This is a genomic window from Flavobacterium difficile (assembly GCF_011392115.1).
GTDB lineage: Bacteria > Bacteroidota > Bacteroidia > Flavobacteriales > Flavobacteriaceae > Flavobacterium > Flavobacterium difficile.
The window spans coordinates 1-19,237 of the sequence record NZ_JAAJBT010000006.1 but is presented as its reverse complement, the minus strand read 5'-3'; the positions used below and the strand labels follow the sequence as shown (position 1 = coordinate 19,237).

The following is a 19,237-nucleotide window of genomic DNA, read 5'->3' as shown; positions in this document are numbered from 1 at the left end:
CAAACCGTATGACATTCCCTACATATCTATAATCATAATAATAAGATATATTATAAATATAAAAAGCAGAGATTATAAAAACGATTAAGTCAATCACCCAAAACTCCATTACTCTTTTCTATATTTTTTTGTTTCCTCAAAAACGTGTTCTAAAATTTTAGCATCTTCTTCTGAAAATTCCACATTTCGTCTTGCCATTACGATTTTAGCGGTTTCAAACGCTTTTTTGGTAACATAAGTTGTAAATCCTGATGCGCCGCCCCAACTAAAACTTGGTACAAAATTTCTCGGAAATCCAGCGCCAAAAATGTTGGTACTTACGCCTACAACGGTTCCAGTGTTAAACATCGTATTTATACCACATTTACTGTGATCGCCCATCATCAATCCGCAAAACTGTAAGCCTGTCTGAGCAAAATTCTCCGTTTCATAACTCCACAATTTGACAGGTTCGTAATTATTTTTCAAATTACTGTTATTGCTATCAGCTCCAATATTACACCATTCGCCTAAAACAGCATTACCTAAAAAACCATCATGCCCTTTATTCGAATACCCAAATAAAACCGAATTATTCACTTCACCACCAATTACAGAATGTGGTCCAACTGTTGTAGCGCCATACACTTTTGTAGCCAATTTCACTCTACCCGATTCGCATAAGGCAAAAGGTCCACGAATGACAGAACCTTCCATAATTTCTGCATTTTTACCGATGTAAATGGGTCCTGTTGAAGCGTTTAAAGTTACGAATTCTAACTTCGCGCCTTCTTCTATAAAAATATGTTCGGGTGATAATACGTTTACCGATTTAGGAATCGGTTGTGATGTTCTGTCTTCTGTTAGCAATTCAAAATCTTCGCGAATGGCTGCTTCATTTTTTTGGAAAATATCCCAAGTGTTTTCTATTTTGATACATTCTTCTGTAAATTCAATACTTTCAAAAGCATCAAAATCTACTTCTTCTCCTTCTTTCGCATAAAATGCCACTACTTCTTCGTCTTGGAAAATCGCTTGATTTAACTCTAAATTCTTTACCATTTCCACCAAAATTTCATTCGGTAAAAACGACGCGTTAATCATCACGTTGTGTTCCATTTCTACCATAGGCCATTTGTCGGACAAATATTCTTCGGTAACTGTAGTGGTCGTATATCCCAAATGTTTTTCCCATTTTTCGCGAATGGTTAAAATCCCCACACGAATATCGGCAACTGGTCTAGTAAAAGTAAAAGGTAATAGAGCGTTACGATGCGGACCATCAAAAAGTATGTAGTTCATGAGATAAGTTTAAAAGTTTTTTCGTTTAATATTTAAAGGTTTTGTTTGAAAACCTAACGATTCAAATTTACAAAGAAATTTGACTTATAAAAATAAAAAAACCCCGAATAAATCGAGGTTTTGTATGATAGATAAATTGGATATTATTTTTTATCGAATTTAGCGTATTTAGTTTTGAATTTATCAATACGACCTGCAGTATCAATAAGTTTAGATTTACCTGTGTAAAAAGGGTGAGACGTTCTAGAAATCTCCATTTTGAAAACTGGATATTCTACACCTTCGTGTACGATAGTTTCTTTAGTTTCAACTGTTGATTTTGTGATGAATACGTCATCGTTAGACATGTCTTTAAAAGCGACTAATCTGTAATTTTCTGGGTGAATTCCTTTTCTCATTTTGTAAATCTTTAAATGTATGATTATAATTTGTTTCGCGGCTTTTTACATAAAAAGGTGTAAACGCCTTATAACCTTTTGTTAATTTTGTTTTTATTTCAGGGTGCAAATGTAATACTTATTTATCAATTTCCAAGTGTATGCAGCAGAATTTTTGTTTTTTAATTCACTTTTAGTCCTGTGTTCCGTTATATCTATTTGTTTCCTTCCTTTTTCCTTTCTACAAATAGGATGCCACTGCACCCAGGGCTGTATCGACGTTTTGGTTTCAAAAGATGTTTTTAGACTCTTTTTTTCCGAAACTATCGTTTCTCCTCTTAGTATCAAATCCTCAGGAGGACAATCCTTAAATCAAGTTCTACTTTAAAATGAAAAATACAATCGTTTTTGAGCTCTATTTTCTTGAGTTACAAATCCTGCAAGGTTTCCAAAACCTTGTAGGTTTTAATCTAAAACATTACAGCAATTTCTCTTCTTAATCACATCATCAGAGAAACAAAACGCTAAGATATAAAAACAATTTATTTCAAAATACCTACAAGGTTTTGAAAACCTTGCAGGAAAGCTAAAAACAAACAATTGTTCAATAATTAAAAAAAACGTAATTTTGCAACCGATTTGCGTGAGTGATAAGAGTGAAAATCCTTTTTTTGTGGCTTTTTTCAAGACATAAAAAAAGATTGTAACGGATAGCACGACCTGAAAGGGCACGCCCAAAGAAAATGATTATGTCTGATAGAAAAAAAGTAGCTTTTTATACACTGGGTTGTAAACTGAATTTTTCGGAAACTTCTACCATTGCCAGAAACTTCAAAGACGAAGGTTTTGACAGAGTAGATTTTGAAGAAGTGGCTGATATATATGTTATTAACACCTGTTCGGTAACAGAAAATGCAGACAAGCAATTCAAACAAGTGGTAAAAAAAGCCATGAAACTAAACGACAAAGCTTTTGTAGCCGCCGTAGGTTGTTATGCGCAATTGAAACCCGAAGAATTAGCCGCAGTGGATGGTGTAGATTTGGTTTTGGGTGCGACAGAAAAATTTAAAATCACCGATTACATTAACGACTTGTCCAAAAACGATATGGGCGAAGTGCACAGTTGCGAAATTGAAGAAGCCGATTTTTATGTCGGAAGTTATTCTATTGGCGACAGAACCCGTGCGTTCCTAAAAGTACAAGATGGTTGCGATTATAAATGTACGTATTGTACGATTCCGTTAGCGCGTGGAATTTCTAGAAGTGATGCGTTGGAAAATGTAATGAAAAACGCCAAAGAAATTTCAGAGCAAAACATCAAAGAAATTGTATTAACTGGCGTAAATATTGGCGATTACGGTAAAGGAGAATTCGGAAACAAAAAACACGAACATACGTTTTTAGAATTAGTACAAGAATTAGACAAAGTGGAAGGTATTGAAAGATTAAGAATTTCAAGTATCGAACCTAATTTACTAAAAAACGAAACCATAGAATTTGTAAGCAAAAGTAGAACGTTTGTCCCGCATTTTCATATTCCCTTACAAAGTGGAAACAATGAGCTATTAGGAAAAATGAAGCGTCGTTACCAACGTGAAATTTATACGGAACGCGTAAATAAAATTAAAGAAGTGATGCCACACGCGTGTATTGGTGTGGATGTAATTGTAGGATTTCCTGGTGAAACCGACGAACACTTTTTAGATACGTACAACTATTTAAATGAAATGGACATTTCGTATTTGCACGTATTTACGTATAGTGAGCGCGACAATACAGAAGCTGCCAATATGCCTGGCGCCGTACCAGCCAACGTAAGAAGCAAACGTAGTAAAATGTTACGCGGACTATCTGTAAAAAAACGCAGAGCTTTTTACGAAAGTCAGTTAGGCACCACCAGAACCGTTTTATTTGAAAACGAAAACAAAGAAGGTTACATTACTGGTTTCACCGAAAATTACGTAAAAGTAAAAACACCTTGGAACCCAGAATTAGCGAATACCTTACACGAAATTACCCTAACCAAAATTGATGATGACGGTTTGGTACGAATGGAATTTGTAAAAGTACCAGCATAAACTTGTTGATAAATTCATGACATAAAGACTGCTTTTGGCGGTCTTTTTTTGTGGGATTTTTTGTATGTTTACTAATATCTAAATACTTAATCTGAGTATTTACAAATTAACCATAACGAATCAAAAATAATTTAACTTACAAAAAATTCACTTTTTTAGTGAATTATTTGTATCTTTGCCTCAAGAAACTAAAAGCCTATGCAAATAAATTTCACAGAAGATTACTTAAGAGAACTTTACGAAGAAGGTAAATGCAAAAACAAAAAATATAGATTCCAAAAAGATATAATAAAAAAGTACAAACAAACTATCGATAAATTAAGAGTTGCAAAAAATATCGAGGATTTGTACCCAATAAAAAGTTTAAATTATGAAAAATTAATTGGAAGTAAAAAAGGAATTGAATCTGTTCGAGTAGATAAAAAATATCGAGTAGAATTTATCAGTTTTGTAGAAGGATTACCACCCAATACGATTACAATCTGTTCAATTATTGATTTGAGTAATCATTACTCATAAAACTTAACATTATTATGAAAGCAACAAACCAAAACATCCCTTTTGAAGCAACTCATCCAGGAATTTTAATAAAAGATGAACTTGAATTTAGAGAAGATATAAAACAAAAAGATTTAGCGGAATTACTTGGTGTAAAACCCTCTTTTTTGAATGAAATCATTAAAGGAAAAAGACCTATAACTGCAGATTTAGCAATATTATTAGAAAAAACTCTTGAAATTCCAGCTGATTATTGGATGAAATTCCAGTCACAGTATGAAATTGATTGTGCAAGAATCAAAGAAAAAAACATTAATAAAATTAAATTAATAGAATTATGGAATATAATCAAAGAATATGTTCCTGTTAATTATTTTAAAAAGCAAGGATATTTATCTGAAAAATTAGAGGAAAACATTACCAAAATAAAATTAATTTATTCAATAAATACAATTGATGACTTGGTTAATATTTTTGCAACTAAAAAGTTTGCTTTTTATAAAAAATCAGAAAAGTTAAAAATTGATGATAAAAATATGATTGCATGGAATTCTTTAGCAGAATTTGAAGCAAAAAATCAATTAATAAATACTTTTAATTTTGATAATATTGAGCAACTAACAAAAAATTTAAATAATATTTTTTTCGAAAACAATAATACATTAACTAAAGTAAAAGATGTACTAAATCAATTTGGTGTCAAATTTTTAGCAATAGAAAAACTAGAAAAAACTCCTGTTGATGGTTATTCTTTTTGGTCAGAAAACAATCCTGCAATTGCCGTTACGTTAAGACATAGTAGAATAGATAATTTTGCTTTTACAATAATGCACGAAATAGGTCATATTGCTTTACATTTAAAAAACAATAAAGAACAAAAATTTTTAGATCTTACTCACAAAGAAGTTAATCATTTTGAAACAGAAGCAAATGAATTTGCTCAAAAAAAATTGATTACTGAAAATTGTTGGGAAGATATTATTACAAATTACATTCCTCTCAACGATGAAAAAATAGTTGAAATTTCAAATAGATACAATATTCACCCAGCAATTATATTAGGTAGAGTTTGTTATGAAATGGATTATTATGCTTTAAATACAACAATTGATAAAAAATTAAAATAGTATTTTCAATTTCAGAAATTAATCATTTTATTTCCAACATCAATACCCCGCTACGCAAAGTCTCCCGACTTTGAGCCAATAAAATATAATTACAACAAAAAACAAACAACATATAATCTAAAAAACAAAAAAATGGGAATATTTTCATCACTACTAGGTAACGCAGGAGCCGTTAGCCAAGAAGATTTAGTCAAAAAATACGGTCAATTATTAACCGATTCAGAAGAAATAGAACTAGGGTTCAAGTTGGTTCGTGATACGTTTATTTTCACCAACAAACGTTTAATTTTAGTCGATGTGCAAGGCCTTACTGGAAGCAAAACGGAATACAAATCGATAAGCTATAAAAGCATTTCTCGTTTCAGTATCGAAACTGCAGGTACATTTGATTTAGAAGCCGAATTGAAAATTTGGGTGTCTAGCGAAGTACAACCGAGTATCGTAAAGCAATTTAACAAAGCCGTAAATGTGTACGAGGTTCAAAAGGTTTTAGCACATCACGTTTTGAAATAAGTCAACTACTCAATGTTTATATAGACCTGACAGATTTTAAAAACCTGTCAGGTCTATTCATATATACTTTCCGAAGTTATAGATATGCCGTGCGCGGTTATAAATATACCGTGCGCGGTTATAAATATGCCGTGCGCGATTATAAATATGCCGTGCGCGATTATAAATATGCCATGCGCAGTTATAAATATGGCGTGCGCGGTTATAAATATGCCGTACGCGGTTATAAATATGTCATGCGCGGTTATAAATATGGCGTGCGCGGTTATAAATATGTCGTGCGCGGTTATAAATATGCCGTGCGCGGTTATATATATGCCATGCGCGGTTATAAATATGTCGTGCGCGGTTATAAATATGCCGTGCGCATTTAAATTTATTCCTTACGAAAATATACTTTTCTAGTTCTCACCTACACATAAAAAAACTCCCAATGTAAATTGGGAGTTTCTTTTTCCATAAGAATCCTACAAAGGAATGTTACCATGTTTTCTTTTCGGAGTTAACACCTGTTTGTTTTCTAACATGCTGTACGCTTTTATTAATTTCTTACGCGTGTCTTTTGGTAAAATCACCTCATCAATAAAGCCACGTTGCGCTGCAGTATATGGGTTAGCGAATAAATCCGCATATTCTTGTTCTTTTTCTAATAATTTAGCTTCAGGATCGGCGGCTTCACTAATTTCTTTCTTAAAGATAATTTCCGAAGCGCCCTTTGCTCCCATTACGGCAATTTCGGCACTTGGCCAAGCAAAATTCATATCCGCACCAATGTGTTTCGAGTTCATTACGTCATACGCACCACCATAAGCTTTACGTGTAATTACTGTAATTCTTGGAACAGTAGCTTCACTAAAGGCATATAATAACTTCGCTCCATGTGTAATAATTCCGTTCCATTCTTGGTCGGTTCCCGGTAAAAATCCTGGAACGTCTTCTAATACTAATAACGGAATGTTGAAACAATCGCAAAAACGTACAAATCGAGCCGCTTTTATCGAACTGTTAACATCTAAACAACCCGCTAAAAACATCGGTTGATTGGCTACAATACCAATACTTCTTCCGCCCAAACGAGCAAAACCAACAATAATATTCTCCGCAAAGTTTTTATGAATTTCAAAGAAAGAATCTTCATCGATAATTCCTTTAATCACTTCATGCATGTCGTACGGTTTATTCGCAGAATCTGGTACGATGTTACTCAATTGTTCTCTAATTTCGTCTTTCAATTCAAACGGAACTCTTGGTGTTGTTTCTCTGTTATTCTGAGGCACATAACTCAACAAACGTTTGATATCTTCCAAACATTCAATTCCGTTTTCAGAAGTAATATGTGCCACTCCAGATTTCGTAGAATGCGTACTCGCACCTCCTAATTCTTCAGAAGTTACTTCTTCATTCGTAACAGTTTTCACCACATTCGGACCCGTAACAAACATATAACTGTTGTTTTCCACCATCATAGTGAAATCGGTCATCGCAGGAGAATAAACGGCTCCACCCGCACATGGTCCCATAATTGCAGAAATTTGTGGAATCACTCCAGACGCCTGAACGTTTCTGTAAAAGATATCCGCATAACCACCTAAGGAACGCACCCCTTCTTGAATACGCGCCCCACCAGAATCGTTTAAACCAATCATTGGCACACCGTTTTTCAAAGCCATATCCATAACCTTACAGATTTTTTCTGCATGTGTTTCTGATAACGAACCTCCAAAAACAGTAAAATCTTGTGCGAAAATATACACCGCTCTTCCGTTGATGGTTCCGTAACCTGTAACTACTCCATCTCCGTAATATTGTTCTTTTTCCATTCCGAAATCGGTCGTACGATGTGTCACCAACATCCCAATTTCTTCAAAAGAACCTTCATCTAATAAGTATTCCACACGCTCACGAGCTGTCAATTTCTTTTTTGCATGATGAGCTGCAATACGTTTTTCACCACCACCTAATTTAGCTAAGGCGATTTTATCTTCTAATATTTTTATTTTGTCTTGCATGATTTATTTTTTTTAACCGCAAAGAGCGCTAAGGTTTTACTTCGTCTGTTCGACTTTCAGTCTCGGGTCGCAAGGCTCACAAAGCTTTTTACTTGGCTCTTTTAACTTAGCCCTTTTTACTTTTTACTTGGCTCTTTTAACTTTTTACTTGGCTCTTTTAACTTGGCTCTTTTAACTTAGCCCTTTTCACTTGACTCTTTCTACTTAGCCCTTTTTACTTGACTCTTTCTACTTGGCTCTTTTAACTTGGCTCTTTTAACTTGGCTCTTTTCACTTGGCTCTTTTAACTTTTTACTTGGCTCTTTGATTAATTAGGAAGCCTTACAATCTCTTTATCCTCTAAATATCTTTTCAAAGCTACTAAAGCGGCAATTTCTGCTTCTTTGTCGAACTTGGCTTTTAGTTTGTTGCTGTCGTAATATTTCTTAACGAAATTCGTATCGAAATTCCCTGAACGGAACGCTTCATGCTCCATTACGAAAGTTCCGAATGGTAAGGTTGTACTAATTCCTTCGATATGATAATTTGCAATCGCTTTAATCATCAACTCGATAGACTCTTCACGGGTTTTTCCATACGTAATTAATTTCGCTAACATCGGATCGTAATAAATGGGCACATCCATTCCTTGTTCGAAACCATTATCTACACGGATGCCCTCACCTACTGGAATTTGGTACACATCTAAATGTCCCACACTTGGTAAGAAATCGTTTAATGTATCTTCTGCGTACACACGTAATTCCATCGCGTGCCCTTTAATTTGTAAATCGTCTTGAGTGATGCTTAATTTTTCGCCTCGAGCGACACGAATTTGCATTTCCACTAAGTCTAAACCTGTAATCATTTCCGTTACCGGATGTTCTACTTGCAAACGCGTATTCATTTCTAAAAAGTAGAAATTCTTGTTTTCGTCTAATAAAAACTCTACTGTTCCCGCTCCTAAATAATCGCAAGATTGAGCCACTTTTACAGCCGCTTCACCCATAGCTTTTCTAATTTCTGGAGTTAAAACCGAAGAAGGTGCTTCTTCCACTACTTTTTGATGACGGCGTTGAATACTACATTCTCTTTCAAACAAATACAAAATATTGCCATGACTATCCGCCATAACTTGAATCTCAATATGACGTGGAGAACCCACATATTTTTCGATAAAAACCGAACCATCTCCAAAAGCGTTTGTAGCTTCTGAAATTGCTCTGTCCATTTGCGATTCGAATTCCGCTTCGTTTTCTACGATACGCATTCCTTTTCCACCACCACCAGCAGAAGCTTTAATTAAAATTGGAAAACCAATTTCTGAGGCTACTTTTTTCGCTAAAGCAATATCTGTAATCGCTTCATCCAATCCTGGAACCATTGGAATATTGAAAGCTTTCACGGCTTCTTTAGCAGCTAATTTACTTCCCATCACCTTCATGGCTTTAGATTTCGGTCCGATGAACGTAATGTTATTTTTTTCAACTAATTCTGCGAAATCGGCATTTTCACTTAAAAATCCGTAACCTGGATGAATACCATCTACGTTTAATGCCTTACAAACTTCTATAATTTTATCGCCTAATAAATACGACTGATTGGATGGCGCTTCACCAATACAAACCGCTTCATCAGCAAATTTAACGTGTGGCGAATTTCTATCTACTGTAGAATATACAGCGACAGTTTTAATTCCCATTTTTTTGGCGGTTTGCATTACTCGAATGGCAATCTCACCTCTATTTGCAACTAATATTTTTTTCATATGTTAGCCCCCTAGCCCCCAAATGGGGGAATTGAAAAACTTTGTAAAAAGTTTTATGGTTATACTTTATTTTTATTTTTACTCCCAATTTTTGAAGTCCCTCCTTTGGAGGGATTTAGGGAGGCTTTTTACTCAAACTCGATTAACAATTGTCCTTTTTCTACAGCATTGCTTTTGGCAACAGTAATTGACTTAATTTTACCGCTACGAGGCGACACCAATGTGTTTTCCATTTTCATAGCTTCTAGAATTAGTAATGGCTCATTTTCAGTTACTTCTTGTCCGACAGTTACACAAATTTCTAGAATTAATCCTGGCATAGGTGCTTTAATTTCATTAACTACTTTACCGGCACCAACGGCAATTCCCATCGATTCAATAAGTAAATCTAATTCGTTAGCAATTGCAATATCATATGTATTGCCATTAACTTTTACAGAATATTTTTTTGAATTGAAATCGGCAGCGATAATTTCTGCTTGAAATGGAGTGTTTTCGTTTAGAATATGAAAATGATTTTCTTCTACACTTACAGCATCTAAAGTGGTTAGGCTGTTATCAGTAAAATTAAAAACTTGATTTCCGTTTACTGAAATTTTATAAGGCTTACTCATAATTACATATAATTTGAGCGTAAAAATAAGCAAAAGAAAACGTTTTCGTAAATTTTATTAAGAAGAATTTGTAAAAATGATATAGTTTAAAAATTACTTATTGAAGTATTTTTTAACCAATTCGTACAAGCGTTCCTTTTCTAAGGGTTTAGAAATAAAATCATTAAAACCAAGTTGCTTAATTTTCTCGACTTCCTCAGGAAATGAGTAAGAAGTTTGAGCAATAATTGGCAACGTTGTGTTAAATGTTCTGATTTGTTGGAAAGCACCATAACCGTCTAAATTTGGCATTTTAATATCCATGAAAACCAAGTCAACTTCGTCATTGGTTTTACAAATTTCTACAGCTTCTAAGCCATCATGCGCTCTGATAACTTTAAAATTAAAAATTTTCAGTAGTTTTTCGATCAGTTGATAATTAATATTATCGTCTTCTGCAACAAGAACAATTTCTTCATTTCCTAAATTATAATTTATTATTTCGTTTACTTTTTCTTCTTCAATAGAATCTTTATCGGCATATATTAAAGGAATCGTGAAAGTGAATGTAGAACCTAAACCTTCTTTAGTTTTTACAGAAATTGTGCCACCAAGCATTTCTACATAAGATTTTGAGATGGCTAAACCTAATCCTAAACCTTCATTTGCAGAAATATTTTTGGCATTAATTTTATTGAAGCGTTTGAATATTCTATCTGTAAATTCTTCAGGCATTCCGATACCTGAATCTTTGACACTAAAAACAATTAATTTATTACTAGCATCAACTTCGTAATCTAAAATCACAAAACCTTCATCCGTAAACTTTAAAGCATTATTTAAAAGATTAATGATGATTTGATTCAGTTTAACAACATCGGTAAGAATATTTCCTTTTAATTTGTGACTAGGCTCTTGCAATTTTACAACCACATTGGTATTTTTATTTGAAAAAGTTGCCAATTCAAAAGCCGCTTTTAATATATTTTCCAGATTGACATTACTGTAATTCGGTTGAATTAAGTTCGAATCGATTTTAGACATTTCAATTAAATCATCTACAATACTCAATAAAATTCTACTATTGTATTGTACGATTCTAACAAACTCCTGCTTTTCTTCTTCCGTAATGGTATGATCTAGCAATAAATCGGAAAAACCAACAATGGCATTCATTGGCGTTCGAATTTCATGTGATAAATTCATTAAGAAAGCCGATTTCAGTTTATCACTTTCTTCAGCTTTGGTTTTGGCTGAAAGAAGTTCAGTTCTTTGGTTAAGGTTTTCTTCAAAAAGTTTCCCCATATAACGAAACTCACCTTTTATGCTTTTTAAATCTTCTATAGCAGCAACATCGCTTTTCTTTAAAATTTTCTTGATTAAATTCAACGGTAACCTTGACCATTTATTCGCATAATAGAAAAATACAATCCAAGCTAACAAGATTGCAATTGCCATAACAGCAAGTATACTTTTAGTGATATAAAAATCGATATTATACGCTCTTTTGAAATACAATTTAGCGACTTCTTTTTTATGGATATCTTGAAGCGGAACTGTGGTAAAAACAGTTTTTATTGCTTGTTCATTTCCCTCGTAAAATTTAATTTTAGAACTACAAATTTCTTCAATATTGGCAAAATATTCTCTATCTAAAAGACGAACCATAAAGAAGAACCCAGATGGTTTGGTTTTGTTTTTAAACGGATCATCAGACGGATGGATGGTCGCGCCATAAACTTCTACTATTCCTTCTGGAATGCTGAGATAAAATTTATCGTTTTTTTTCTCTTTAATTTTATTAAAAACTTCTTTAGGAATAAAGGCTTTGGTTTTTATTTTATTTGTGGAAACTTTCGTAATAAAATTACCATTAATATCATAAGCTGCAATATATTCAATATTATAAGTATCAATAATATTAGCCACAGAAGTATTAAACCATTTGATGTTTTTAGTTTTGGTAAAATCAACAAATTCATCCCAATACGTAACATCGCCTATTACAGAACCATAAGATTCTGAATTTAATTTTAGAAGTGAGTTGATTTCATTTTCATAAAGTTCTTTACTGTTTTTGAAAATTTCTTTTTCTTGAACCCTCATGTATAAGTACAACGAAAGAACTATTAGCAATAATCCTATTGAAACTATTGACAACAATGAAACAACCTTGAAATAAGTGGAATTTTTATATTTATTTACCAAAAAATTCATAAATACACCTGCAATTAATTTTTTAAATATAATAAAAAAATAACAAAACAAGATTTTTAGCAAATAAATATCAGTAATATAACAATAATTTTATATTACATGTTGTGATTTAACATAAAAATTTAAAAAGTCAATAATCCACAATTACGAAGTGAAACTATAGGTTTTGAAAACCAAAACAATTCAAAATCGTCGAAATGCGTTTCAAAATTTTGTTTGAAATCTTTAAGCAAAATTGGATTTGTCTGAATTACTGGTAAAATTTCAATTAACCATTCTGCAATTGGTTGTTCTAAAGTAATGGTTACAGATTCCGATTTAAAATGAAAAAGTAAATTTGTCATTTCCCAAGAATTACCTTTTTTAGATTTGGTAAAATGTTCAACAATGGGTTGTTTACCCAACCAGATTACTTTAGAAGTTAATTTTATTGAGAAATCAGAAGTATCAAAAATAGCTTCTTCAATAAAATTAGGTGCAATTTTAGTTTTCGGAATTTTAAATTCGAACCAATCTTGTAAATCGTAATCGAAACACAATCCGTGCATATAGTTGAATAACGATTTTTTTAATCCGAAACTAAACTTATCGTGATTGATACCTGTTTTATCTTTAAATTGAATGTCGTTATTGGCAAAAGTAATTTCGTTTTGTTGCGGAATTACTCCAAACTCGTCAGGATTTAAACCTACTGGAGAATGCGCTGTCATCGCAAATTGATGCCAAAACCCGGATTGAATTACTCCTAATTCGAACAGTTGTCGCACCATTTCTAAACTATCTACCGTTTCTTGAATCGTTTGTGTAGGATAGCCATACATCAAATACGCATGCACCATAATTCCGGCTTCCGTGAAATGATGCGTCACTTTTGCTACTTGTTCAACAGTAACACCTTTTTTAATAAGTTCTAATAATCTATCTGATGCCACTTCTAAACCTCCAGAAACTGCTATACAACCTGAAGCTTTTAATAGCAAACATAAATCTTTGGTAAAACTTTTTTCAAAACGAATGTTGGTCCACCAAGTAACTACTAAATTACGTTTTAAAATTTCTAAAGCTACTTCACGCATTAAAGCTGGTGGCGCAGCTTCATCTACAAAATGAAAACCAGTTTCGCCAGTTTGCGCAATTAGTTCTTCCATTCTATCGACCAAAGTTTTAGCCGCGATAGGTTCGTAAATTTTAATGTAGTCTAAAGAAATATCACAAAACGTACATTTTCCCCAATAACAGCCATGCGCCATTGTTAATTTATTCCATCGCCCATCGCTCCATAAACTGTGCATTGGATTGGCAATTTCGATAACAGAAATATACTTATTTAATAATAAATCGGAATAATCTGGTGTGCCTACTTCTGCTTGTTTGTAATCAGATTTTGTCGTGTTGTTTTTATAAACGACCTCATTGTTTTCTAAAAGGAAAGTTCTTTTGAATTCAGATTCGGAAACAAGTTCAGGATTACAAACTGCTTTATGTACTAATTCTACTGGTAATTCGCCATCATCTAAAGTAATAAAATCGAAAAACTCAAAAACTCGCTTATCATTTAGACTACGCAATTCGGTATTCGGAAAACCGCCACCCATCGAAATTTTAATTTGAGGAAAATTAGCTTTTATAAATTGTGCGCAACGAAAAGCACTGTATAAATTACCGGGAAAAGGAACAGAAATTAGTACCAATTTCGGATGAACTTCTCTAATTCGGTTCTCTAAAATTTTAAGCGTGATTGAATCAATATATGTTGTTTCGTTTTGTAATTCAGCGTATAATTCATCAAAAGAATTCGCACTTCTTCCCAAGCGTTCAGCGTAGCGACTAAAACCGAAATTCTCATCGATACATGCCACAATAAAATCAGATAAATCTTCTAAATATAACGTAGCTAAATGCTTGGCTTTGTCTTGCATGCCCATATTTCCAAACGCCCATTCCATATCATCTAGCTGATTGAAACGAGACGCTTCTGGCAAAAAATTTCCACTACAAATTTGGCGTGCCAATGTCGCATTATTTCCTTGAAGAAAAGTAATTACAGCATCAATCGTATCGATATAGTCGTGTTTCAAACTAAAGATACGTTGTAAGTTTTCTGAAATAAGTTTTGATTCTTCTACAGCATCAAAAATGTGTTGTAATCCTGTTTTGGAAAACAATTTTAAAATCACTTCTATTCCCAAATCCATTTGAAAAGCAGCAATATTTTTGGTATTTAAAAACCCTTTGATATAAGCCGTTGCAGGATAAGGCGTATTCAATTGTGTAAAAGGCGGTGTGATGAGAAGTAGCTCTTTCAAGAAAAAATATTTTTACAAAGATAAAAATTAATTGTGGATGGCGAAAAATGATTATTTTTGTAAAAAAAAATATGCCAACTGACTGTATTTCGTATCAAAAATCGGGTTATTTCTCTAAACTAATTGTAGATTATTTAGATGAAAAGCCAGAAATACAATCGCTTTACCATCGTTTTCCTACTTTAGAAAATTTCGAAGCTCAAATTAATGAGAAATCGAAAAATTTTAGTTTAGAAAATCGATTGGTTCTTGTAGAAGCTTTAAAAAATCAGAATCAGAATGTTACTATTTCAGCAAACACGCAAAGTAACATTGAACTACTAAAATCTGAAAACACATATACTATAACTACAGGACATCAGTTAAATTTATTTACAGGTCCGATTTATTTTCTCTACAAAATAGCTTCTACAATAAATTTATGTAAGCAATTAAAAGAAAAATATCCACAACATAATTTTGTTCCTGTTTATTGGATGGCGACAGAAGATCACGATTTTCATGAAATCAATCATTTCCATCTGAAGGATAAAAAAATTAAGTGGACAAGAGAAAGTTCTGGACCAGTTGGTCGTTTGTCTACTGAAGGTTTAAATCAAGTTTTTGAAGAATTTTCAGATGCAATTGGCATTGGAGAAAATGCTAAATTTTTAAAAGAATTATTTACAAAATCTTATTTAGAGCACAGCAATTTAGCCGATGCCACTCGTTATCTAGCGAATGAATTATTTTCAGAAGAAGGATTGGTTATTATTGATGGCGACGATGCAACTTTAAAAACACTTTTTGCTCCGTACATAAAAGAGGAATTGATAAATCAAAATTCTTACAAAGAAGTTTCAAAAACTATCGAGCATTTAAAAGCTTATACGGTTCAAGTTAACCCAAGAGAAATCAACCTCTTTTACATTGAAGATCACTTACGTGAACGTATAATTTTCGAAAACAACATCTTTAAAGTTAATAATACAGATATTCAATTTTCTGAAACAGAAATTTTAGATTTGGTTAAAAATTCGCCGGAGAAATTTAGTCCTAATGTGATTTTACGACCTTTATACCAAGAAGTGATTTTACCAAACTTAGCGTACATTGGTGGCGGTGGAGAAATTGCCTATTGGTTAGAATTAAAAAGTAATTTCGAATGTCAAAATGTGACTTTTCCTATATTAATTTTACGTAATTCATTTGTGGTTGCTACTGAAAAACAAATAGAAAAAATTGAGAAACTTCAAATAACTTGGTCGGAATTATTTTTAACACAAGATGAATTAATACATCAAAAAACAAAAGAATTATCTGTTTTCAAAATTGATTTTACAGAACAAAAGACAATGCTACAGAAACAATTTACTGCACTATTAAATATTGCAGCACAAACTGATAAGTCTTTTATGGGAGCTGTAAAAGCGCAAGAAGCCAAACAAATAAAAGGATTAGAAAATCTAGAAAAACGTTTATTAAAAGCTGAAAAAAGAGTACATGCTGAAAAATTAGAACGTATAATTCACTTACAAAATGAATTGTTTCCAAAAAACAGCCTGCAAGAGCGAAAAAATAATTTTAGCGAGTTTTATTCAAAAGAAATTATAAATACTATCGTTTTATTATCAAATCCATTAAAAACGGAATTCAAAACCATAAAAATATAAATTATTCGTAATTTTTAACTAAAAAAAAGCACTTCCGATATAAAATTTACTGCATTTCATCGATTTTAATTAAAATTCATCTGTTTTTTGTTGTTATAATTTGTTGTAATTATACATTTGTGACTGTAAAATAACCCAAATTTAACAATTCACTTAAAAAACATGAAAAAAATAACAATTTTATTACCAGTTACGCTACTTGTTTCCTTTTTACTTTCCTCTTACACCTTATTACCTTTTTCTATGATTAAAGTGGAAGGTGGAACTTTTTTCATGGGATCAGATGATTTAGATGGAAATGCCGATACCGACGAACAAAAAAAACATGAAGTAACTTTAAACGCATTTGAAATTAGCAAATTTGAAGTTACCGTTTGGGAATGGAAACAATATACAAAAGCCACAAAATTAAAAATGCCTAAAGCTCCAAAATGGGGTTGGCAAGATAAATTACCCATGAACAACATAACTTGGGAAGAAGCTATTTCATATTGTAATTGGTTGAGTAAAAAAGAGGGATTTACACCAGCTTATGCAATGAATGGTCCGTTTTATACTTGTAATTTCAAATCAAATGGTTACCGATTACCAACTGAAGCAGAATGGGAATTTGCTGCAAAAGGCGGGAAACTATCTAAAGGATTTAAATATTCAGGAAGCAATACTTTAGATGAAATTGCTTGGCACAAAGGAAATAGTAATGGCGTACCACATGTTGTTGGAAGTAAATTACAAAATGAACTTGGTTTATACGATATGAGTGGAAATGTTTGGGAATGGTGTTGGGATTGGTACAACAAAGATTATTATAAAATTGAAGATAGTAAAAATCCAAAAGGACCAGAAAGTGGCGAAAAGAAAAGCGTTAGAGGCGGTTCTTGGGACAGTCAAATCAATTATGTGCGACCAGCAAACAGAATTTCAACTGCTCCAGAAAAGACACATGAATTCTATGGTTTTAGAGTCGTTAGATCTGTTGTTCAATAAATTTCAAAAAAACCGCTTTGCAATAAAAAATTAAATACTACCTTTGCAAAAAATTTAAGAAAAATGGCTACAAATAGAACATTTACAATGATTAAGCCTGATGGAGTTGAAAACGGACACATCGGTGGAATTTTAAACATGATTACTGAAGGTGGTTTCAGAATCGTTTCAATGAAATTAACGCAATTAACTGTGGCTGACGCTCAGAAATTTTATGCAGTGCACTCAGAAAGACCATTCTTTGGTGAATTAGTAGAATTCATGACTCGCGGACCAATCGTTGCAGCTATCTTAGAAAAAGAGAATGCTGTAGAAGATTTTAGAACTTTAATTGGTGCTACAAATCCTGCAGATGCTGCTGAAGGAACTATCCGTAAAAAATATGCTACTTCAATTGGAGAAAATGCAGTTCACGGTTCAGATTCAGATGAAAATGCTGCTATTGAAAGTGCATTCCACTTCGCTGGAAGAGAGCAATTCTAAAAAGAGTAATCAGTGTTCAGTAATTAGTGAACAGTTGATATAAATAAAAAAGGCGATTTGAAAATTCAAGTCGCCTTTTTCTTGTTTTATTATTATCTTTTCACTTTTGCCTTATCCCTTTTACCTAAACACAATTTCTTTTATCAATTCTTTACCCAATTCTTCATTCAACATTTTAATAATTTTCGATTTTCCGTATTCTAATTCTTGCTTAACGACAGATGAGTTTAATTGTATATAAAGTGTTTGTCTTCTTAATTCTATTTGCTGTGTATAGTTTTTAAAAGCTGGTCCCATCATTTTAAACCAAGTTTCTTTAACATTTATGACATCTAAACCTGCTTCAAGTTTAGAAGATTTTTTTATAAACTCTTTCATTACATCACCTACAGAAAAATCATCATTAAATCGCTTCATATCTAGATATTTATTGTTTTTTTAATTAGCTATATGGTATCGCATTTTTTATTTGCTTAAGTAGACTTTAAACCGTTGCGATTATTTCTTATTTTCTTTTTTCGTAGGGTACGAATTTCTTGTAGTGATAAACAATTTTGGCTTCATTTTCTAAAACAAAACTTTCATCAGAAACGGAAAGAATTTTTTCTTCCCATTTTGTAAACTTAGAATTCGTTTTCAAATAAAAACAATCCGCACTATCTACAATTCTAATATTATCTTGTAAAATACCTTTCAAATAAGAACCATCTAATTGTGGGGCTACTTTTTGTCTAATACCTTTATTGTCTTTAATTGAAATTAAATCAATTGATTCATTTACATTATATTCTTTCTTATTTCCATCAGGAAATGCAACTTTTTCAATTTCCCAATAGCCATTTAGTTTACTAATATCTTCTTTCTTTGGTTTTGAAGTACAAGAAATTAAGACAGTTGTTAATAATACTAGGCAAAAATAGTTTTTCATCATACAATTTAAAATGTTTGGTAAATATACAAAATACAAATTATTTTAACTGAGAAAAAAACACGTAAATCATTTTGATGTTATAAAAATAACTGTATATTTGCATTCGCAATTACGGGGTGTAGCGTAGCCCGGTTATCGCGCCTGCTTTGGGAGCAGGAGGCCGCAGGTTCGAATCCTGCCACCCCGACAAAGGAGATTTCATAATTTGAAGTCTCCTTTTTTTATTTCCTCTATTACACTTACACAAACTCTAAATTAGGTGTATCTTCAATTGAACTTTTTTAATGCTTATCGCGTCCCGCACAGCGGGAAGGCCGCAGGTTCGAATCCTGCCACCCCGACAAAGGAGATTTCATAATTTGAAGTCTCCTTTTTTTATTTCCTCTATTACACTTACACAAACTCTAAATTAGGTGTATCTTCAATTGAACTTTTTTA

The 19,237-nt window shown here is 32.5% G+C and carries 17 protein-coding genes and 1 tRNA gene; 9 read left to right on the top strand and 9 right to left on the bottom strand.

Translation table 11 applies throughout. The annotated features are described in order from the left end of the window. Positions 1-108 precede the first annotated feature (108 nt). Both G4D72_RS10075 and G4D72_RS10070 read right to left on the bottom strand, forming a co-directional pair. On the bottom strand, positions 109-1,281 hold the full coding sequence (locus G4D72_RS10075; RefSeq protein ID WP_166077569.1) for a GlmU family protein: 1,173 nt from the start codon (positions 1,279-1,281) through the stop codon (positions 109-111). Positions 1,282-1,424: 143 nt separating this feature from the next. Further along, a complete protein-coding gene (locus G4D72_RS10070) occupies positions 1,425-1,679 on the bottom strand; it encodes a type B 50S ribosomal protein L31 (protein WP_166077568.1) in 255 nt (84 codons plus the stop codon). Between the two features lie 728 nt (positions 1,680-2,407). Here G4D72_RS10070 and mtaB point away from each other — a divergent pair. The 5 genes from mtaB to G4D72_RS10045 all read left to right on the top strand — a co-directional run bounded on the left by mtaB (position 2,408) and on the right by G4D72_RS10045 (position 6,248). Then, positions 2,408-3,736, top strand: a complete 1,329-nt coding sequence (gene mtaB, locus G4D72_RS10065) for a tRNA (N(6)-L-threonylcarbamoyladenosine(37)-C(2))-methylthiotransferase MtaB (RefSeq protein WP_166077567.1) — start codon at positions 2,408-2,410, stop codon at positions 3,734-3,736. 198 nt (positions 3,737-3,934) lie between these two features. Beyond that, the gene (locus G4D72_RS10060) at positions 3,935-4,255 is read left to right on the top strand and encodes a type II toxin-antitoxin system RelE/ParE family toxin (RefSeq protein WP_166077566.1); all 321 of its coding nucleotides are present in this window, start codon (positions 3,935-3,937) and stop codon (positions 4,253-4,255) included. Between the two features lie 14 nt (positions 4,256-4,269). Continuing rightward, a complete protein-coding gene (locus tag G4D72_RS10055; protein WP_166077565.1) occupies positions 4,270-5,361 on the top strand; it encodes a HigA family addiction module antitoxin in 1,092 nt (363 codons plus the stop codon). A 132-nt stretch (positions 5,362-5,493) separates the two neighbouring features. Further along, positions 5,494-5,874: a PH domain-containing protein gene (locus G4D72_RS10050; RefSeq protein ID WP_166077564.1), complete on the top strand. Its 381-nt coding sequence runs from the start codon at positions 5,494-5,496 to the stop codon at positions 5,872-5,874. Between the two features lie 89 nt (positions 5,875-5,963). Continuing rightward, complete coding sequence (locus G4D72_RS10045; RefSeq protein WP_166077563.1) at positions 5,964-6,248, top strand: hypothetical protein; 285 nt, start codon at positions 5,964-5,966, stop codon at positions 6,246-6,248. A gap of 93 nt (positions 6,249-6,341) precedes the next feature. On the opposite strand, the gene G4D72_RS10040 is transcribed toward G4D72_RS10045, so the two are convergent. The 5 genes from G4D72_RS10040 to G4D72_RS10020 form a co-directional block, all read right to left on the bottom strand. Next, entirely contained in the window at positions 6,342-7,883 is a 1,542-nt protein-coding gene (locus tag G4D72_RS10040) for an acyl-CoA carboxylase subunit beta (RefSeq protein ID WP_166077562.1), read from the bottom strand. A gap of 307 nt (positions 7,884-8,190) precedes the next feature. After that, positions 8,191-9,630 carry an acetyl-CoA carboxylase biotin carboxylase subunit gene (gene accC, locus G4D72_RS10035; RefSeq protein WP_166077561.1) on the bottom strand — a complete coding sequence of 480 codons (1,440 nt, stop codon included), beginning with the start codon at positions 9,628-9,630 and terminating at the stop codon, positions 8,191-8,193. A gap of 128 nt (positions 9,631-9,758) precedes the next feature. Beyond that, positions 9,759-10,244, bottom strand: a complete 486-nt coding sequence (locus G4D72_RS10030; protein WP_166077560.1) for an acetyl-CoA carboxylase biotin carboxyl carrier protein subunit — start codon at positions 10,242-10,244, stop codon at positions 9,759-9,761. Between the two features lie 93 nt (positions 10,245-10,337). Beyond that, positions 10,338-12,329, bottom strand: coding sequence for a response regulator (locus tag G4D72_RS10025; RefSeq protein WP_166077559.1), 1,992 nt, complete (start codon positions 12,327-12,329; stop codon positions 10,338-10,340). Between the two features lie 233 nt (positions 12,330-12,562). Then, positions 12,563-14,746 (bottom strand): B12-binding domain-containing radical SAM protein, encoded by a 2,184-nt coding sequence (locus tag G4D72_RS10020; RefSeq protein ID WP_166077558.1) that lies wholly within the window; start codon positions 14,744-14,746, stop codon positions 12,563-12,565. 71 nt (positions 14,747-14,817) lie between these two features. Between G4D72_RS10020 and bshC the strand changes: the two genes are divergently transcribed. From bshC to G4D72_RS10005, 3 genes are all read left to right on the top strand, one after another. Beyond that, positions 14,818-16,398 (top strand): bacillithiol biosynthesis cysteine-adding enzyme BshC, encoded by a 1,581-nt coding sequence (gene bshC / locus G4D72_RS10015; RefSeq protein ID WP_166077778.1) that lies wholly within the window; start codon positions 14,818-14,820, stop codon positions 16,396-16,398. Positions 16,399-16,560: 162 nt separating this feature from the next. Further along, positions 16,561-17,385 (top strand): formylglycine-generating enzyme family protein, encoded by an 825-nt coding sequence (locus G4D72_RS10010; protein WP_166077557.1) that lies wholly within the window; start codon positions 16,561-16,563, stop codon positions 17,383-17,385. Between the two features lie 63 nt (positions 17,386-17,448). Next, the gene (locus G4D72_RS10005) at positions 17,449-17,868 is read left to right on the top strand and encodes a nucleoside-diphosphate kinase (RefSeq protein ID WP_023570090.1); all 420 of its coding nucleotides are present in this window, start codon (positions 17,449-17,451) and stop codon (positions 17,866-17,868) included. A 120-nt stretch (positions 17,869-17,988) separates the two neighbouring features. On the opposite strand, the gene G4D72_RS10000 is transcribed toward G4D72_RS10005, so the two are convergent. Both G4D72_RS10000 and G4D72_RS09995 read right to left on the bottom strand, forming a co-directional pair. Beyond that, a complete protein-coding gene (locus G4D72_RS10000) occupies positions 17,989-18,285 on the bottom strand; it encodes a DUF721 domain-containing protein (RefSeq protein ID WP_166077555.1) in 297 nt (98 codons plus the stop codon). An 88-nt stretch (positions 18,286-18,373) separates the two neighbouring features. Further along, complete coding sequence (locus tag G4D72_RS09995; protein WP_166077554.1) at positions 18,374-18,796, bottom strand: hypothetical protein; 423 nt, start codon at positions 18,794-18,796, stop codon at positions 18,374-18,376. 115 nt (positions 18,797-18,911) lie between these two features. Here G4D72_RS09995 and G4D72_RS09990 point away from each other — a divergent pair. After that, positions 18,912-18,986 (top strand) — tRNA-Pro (locus G4D72_RS09990). Positions 18,987-19,237: the final 251 nt, after the last annotated feature.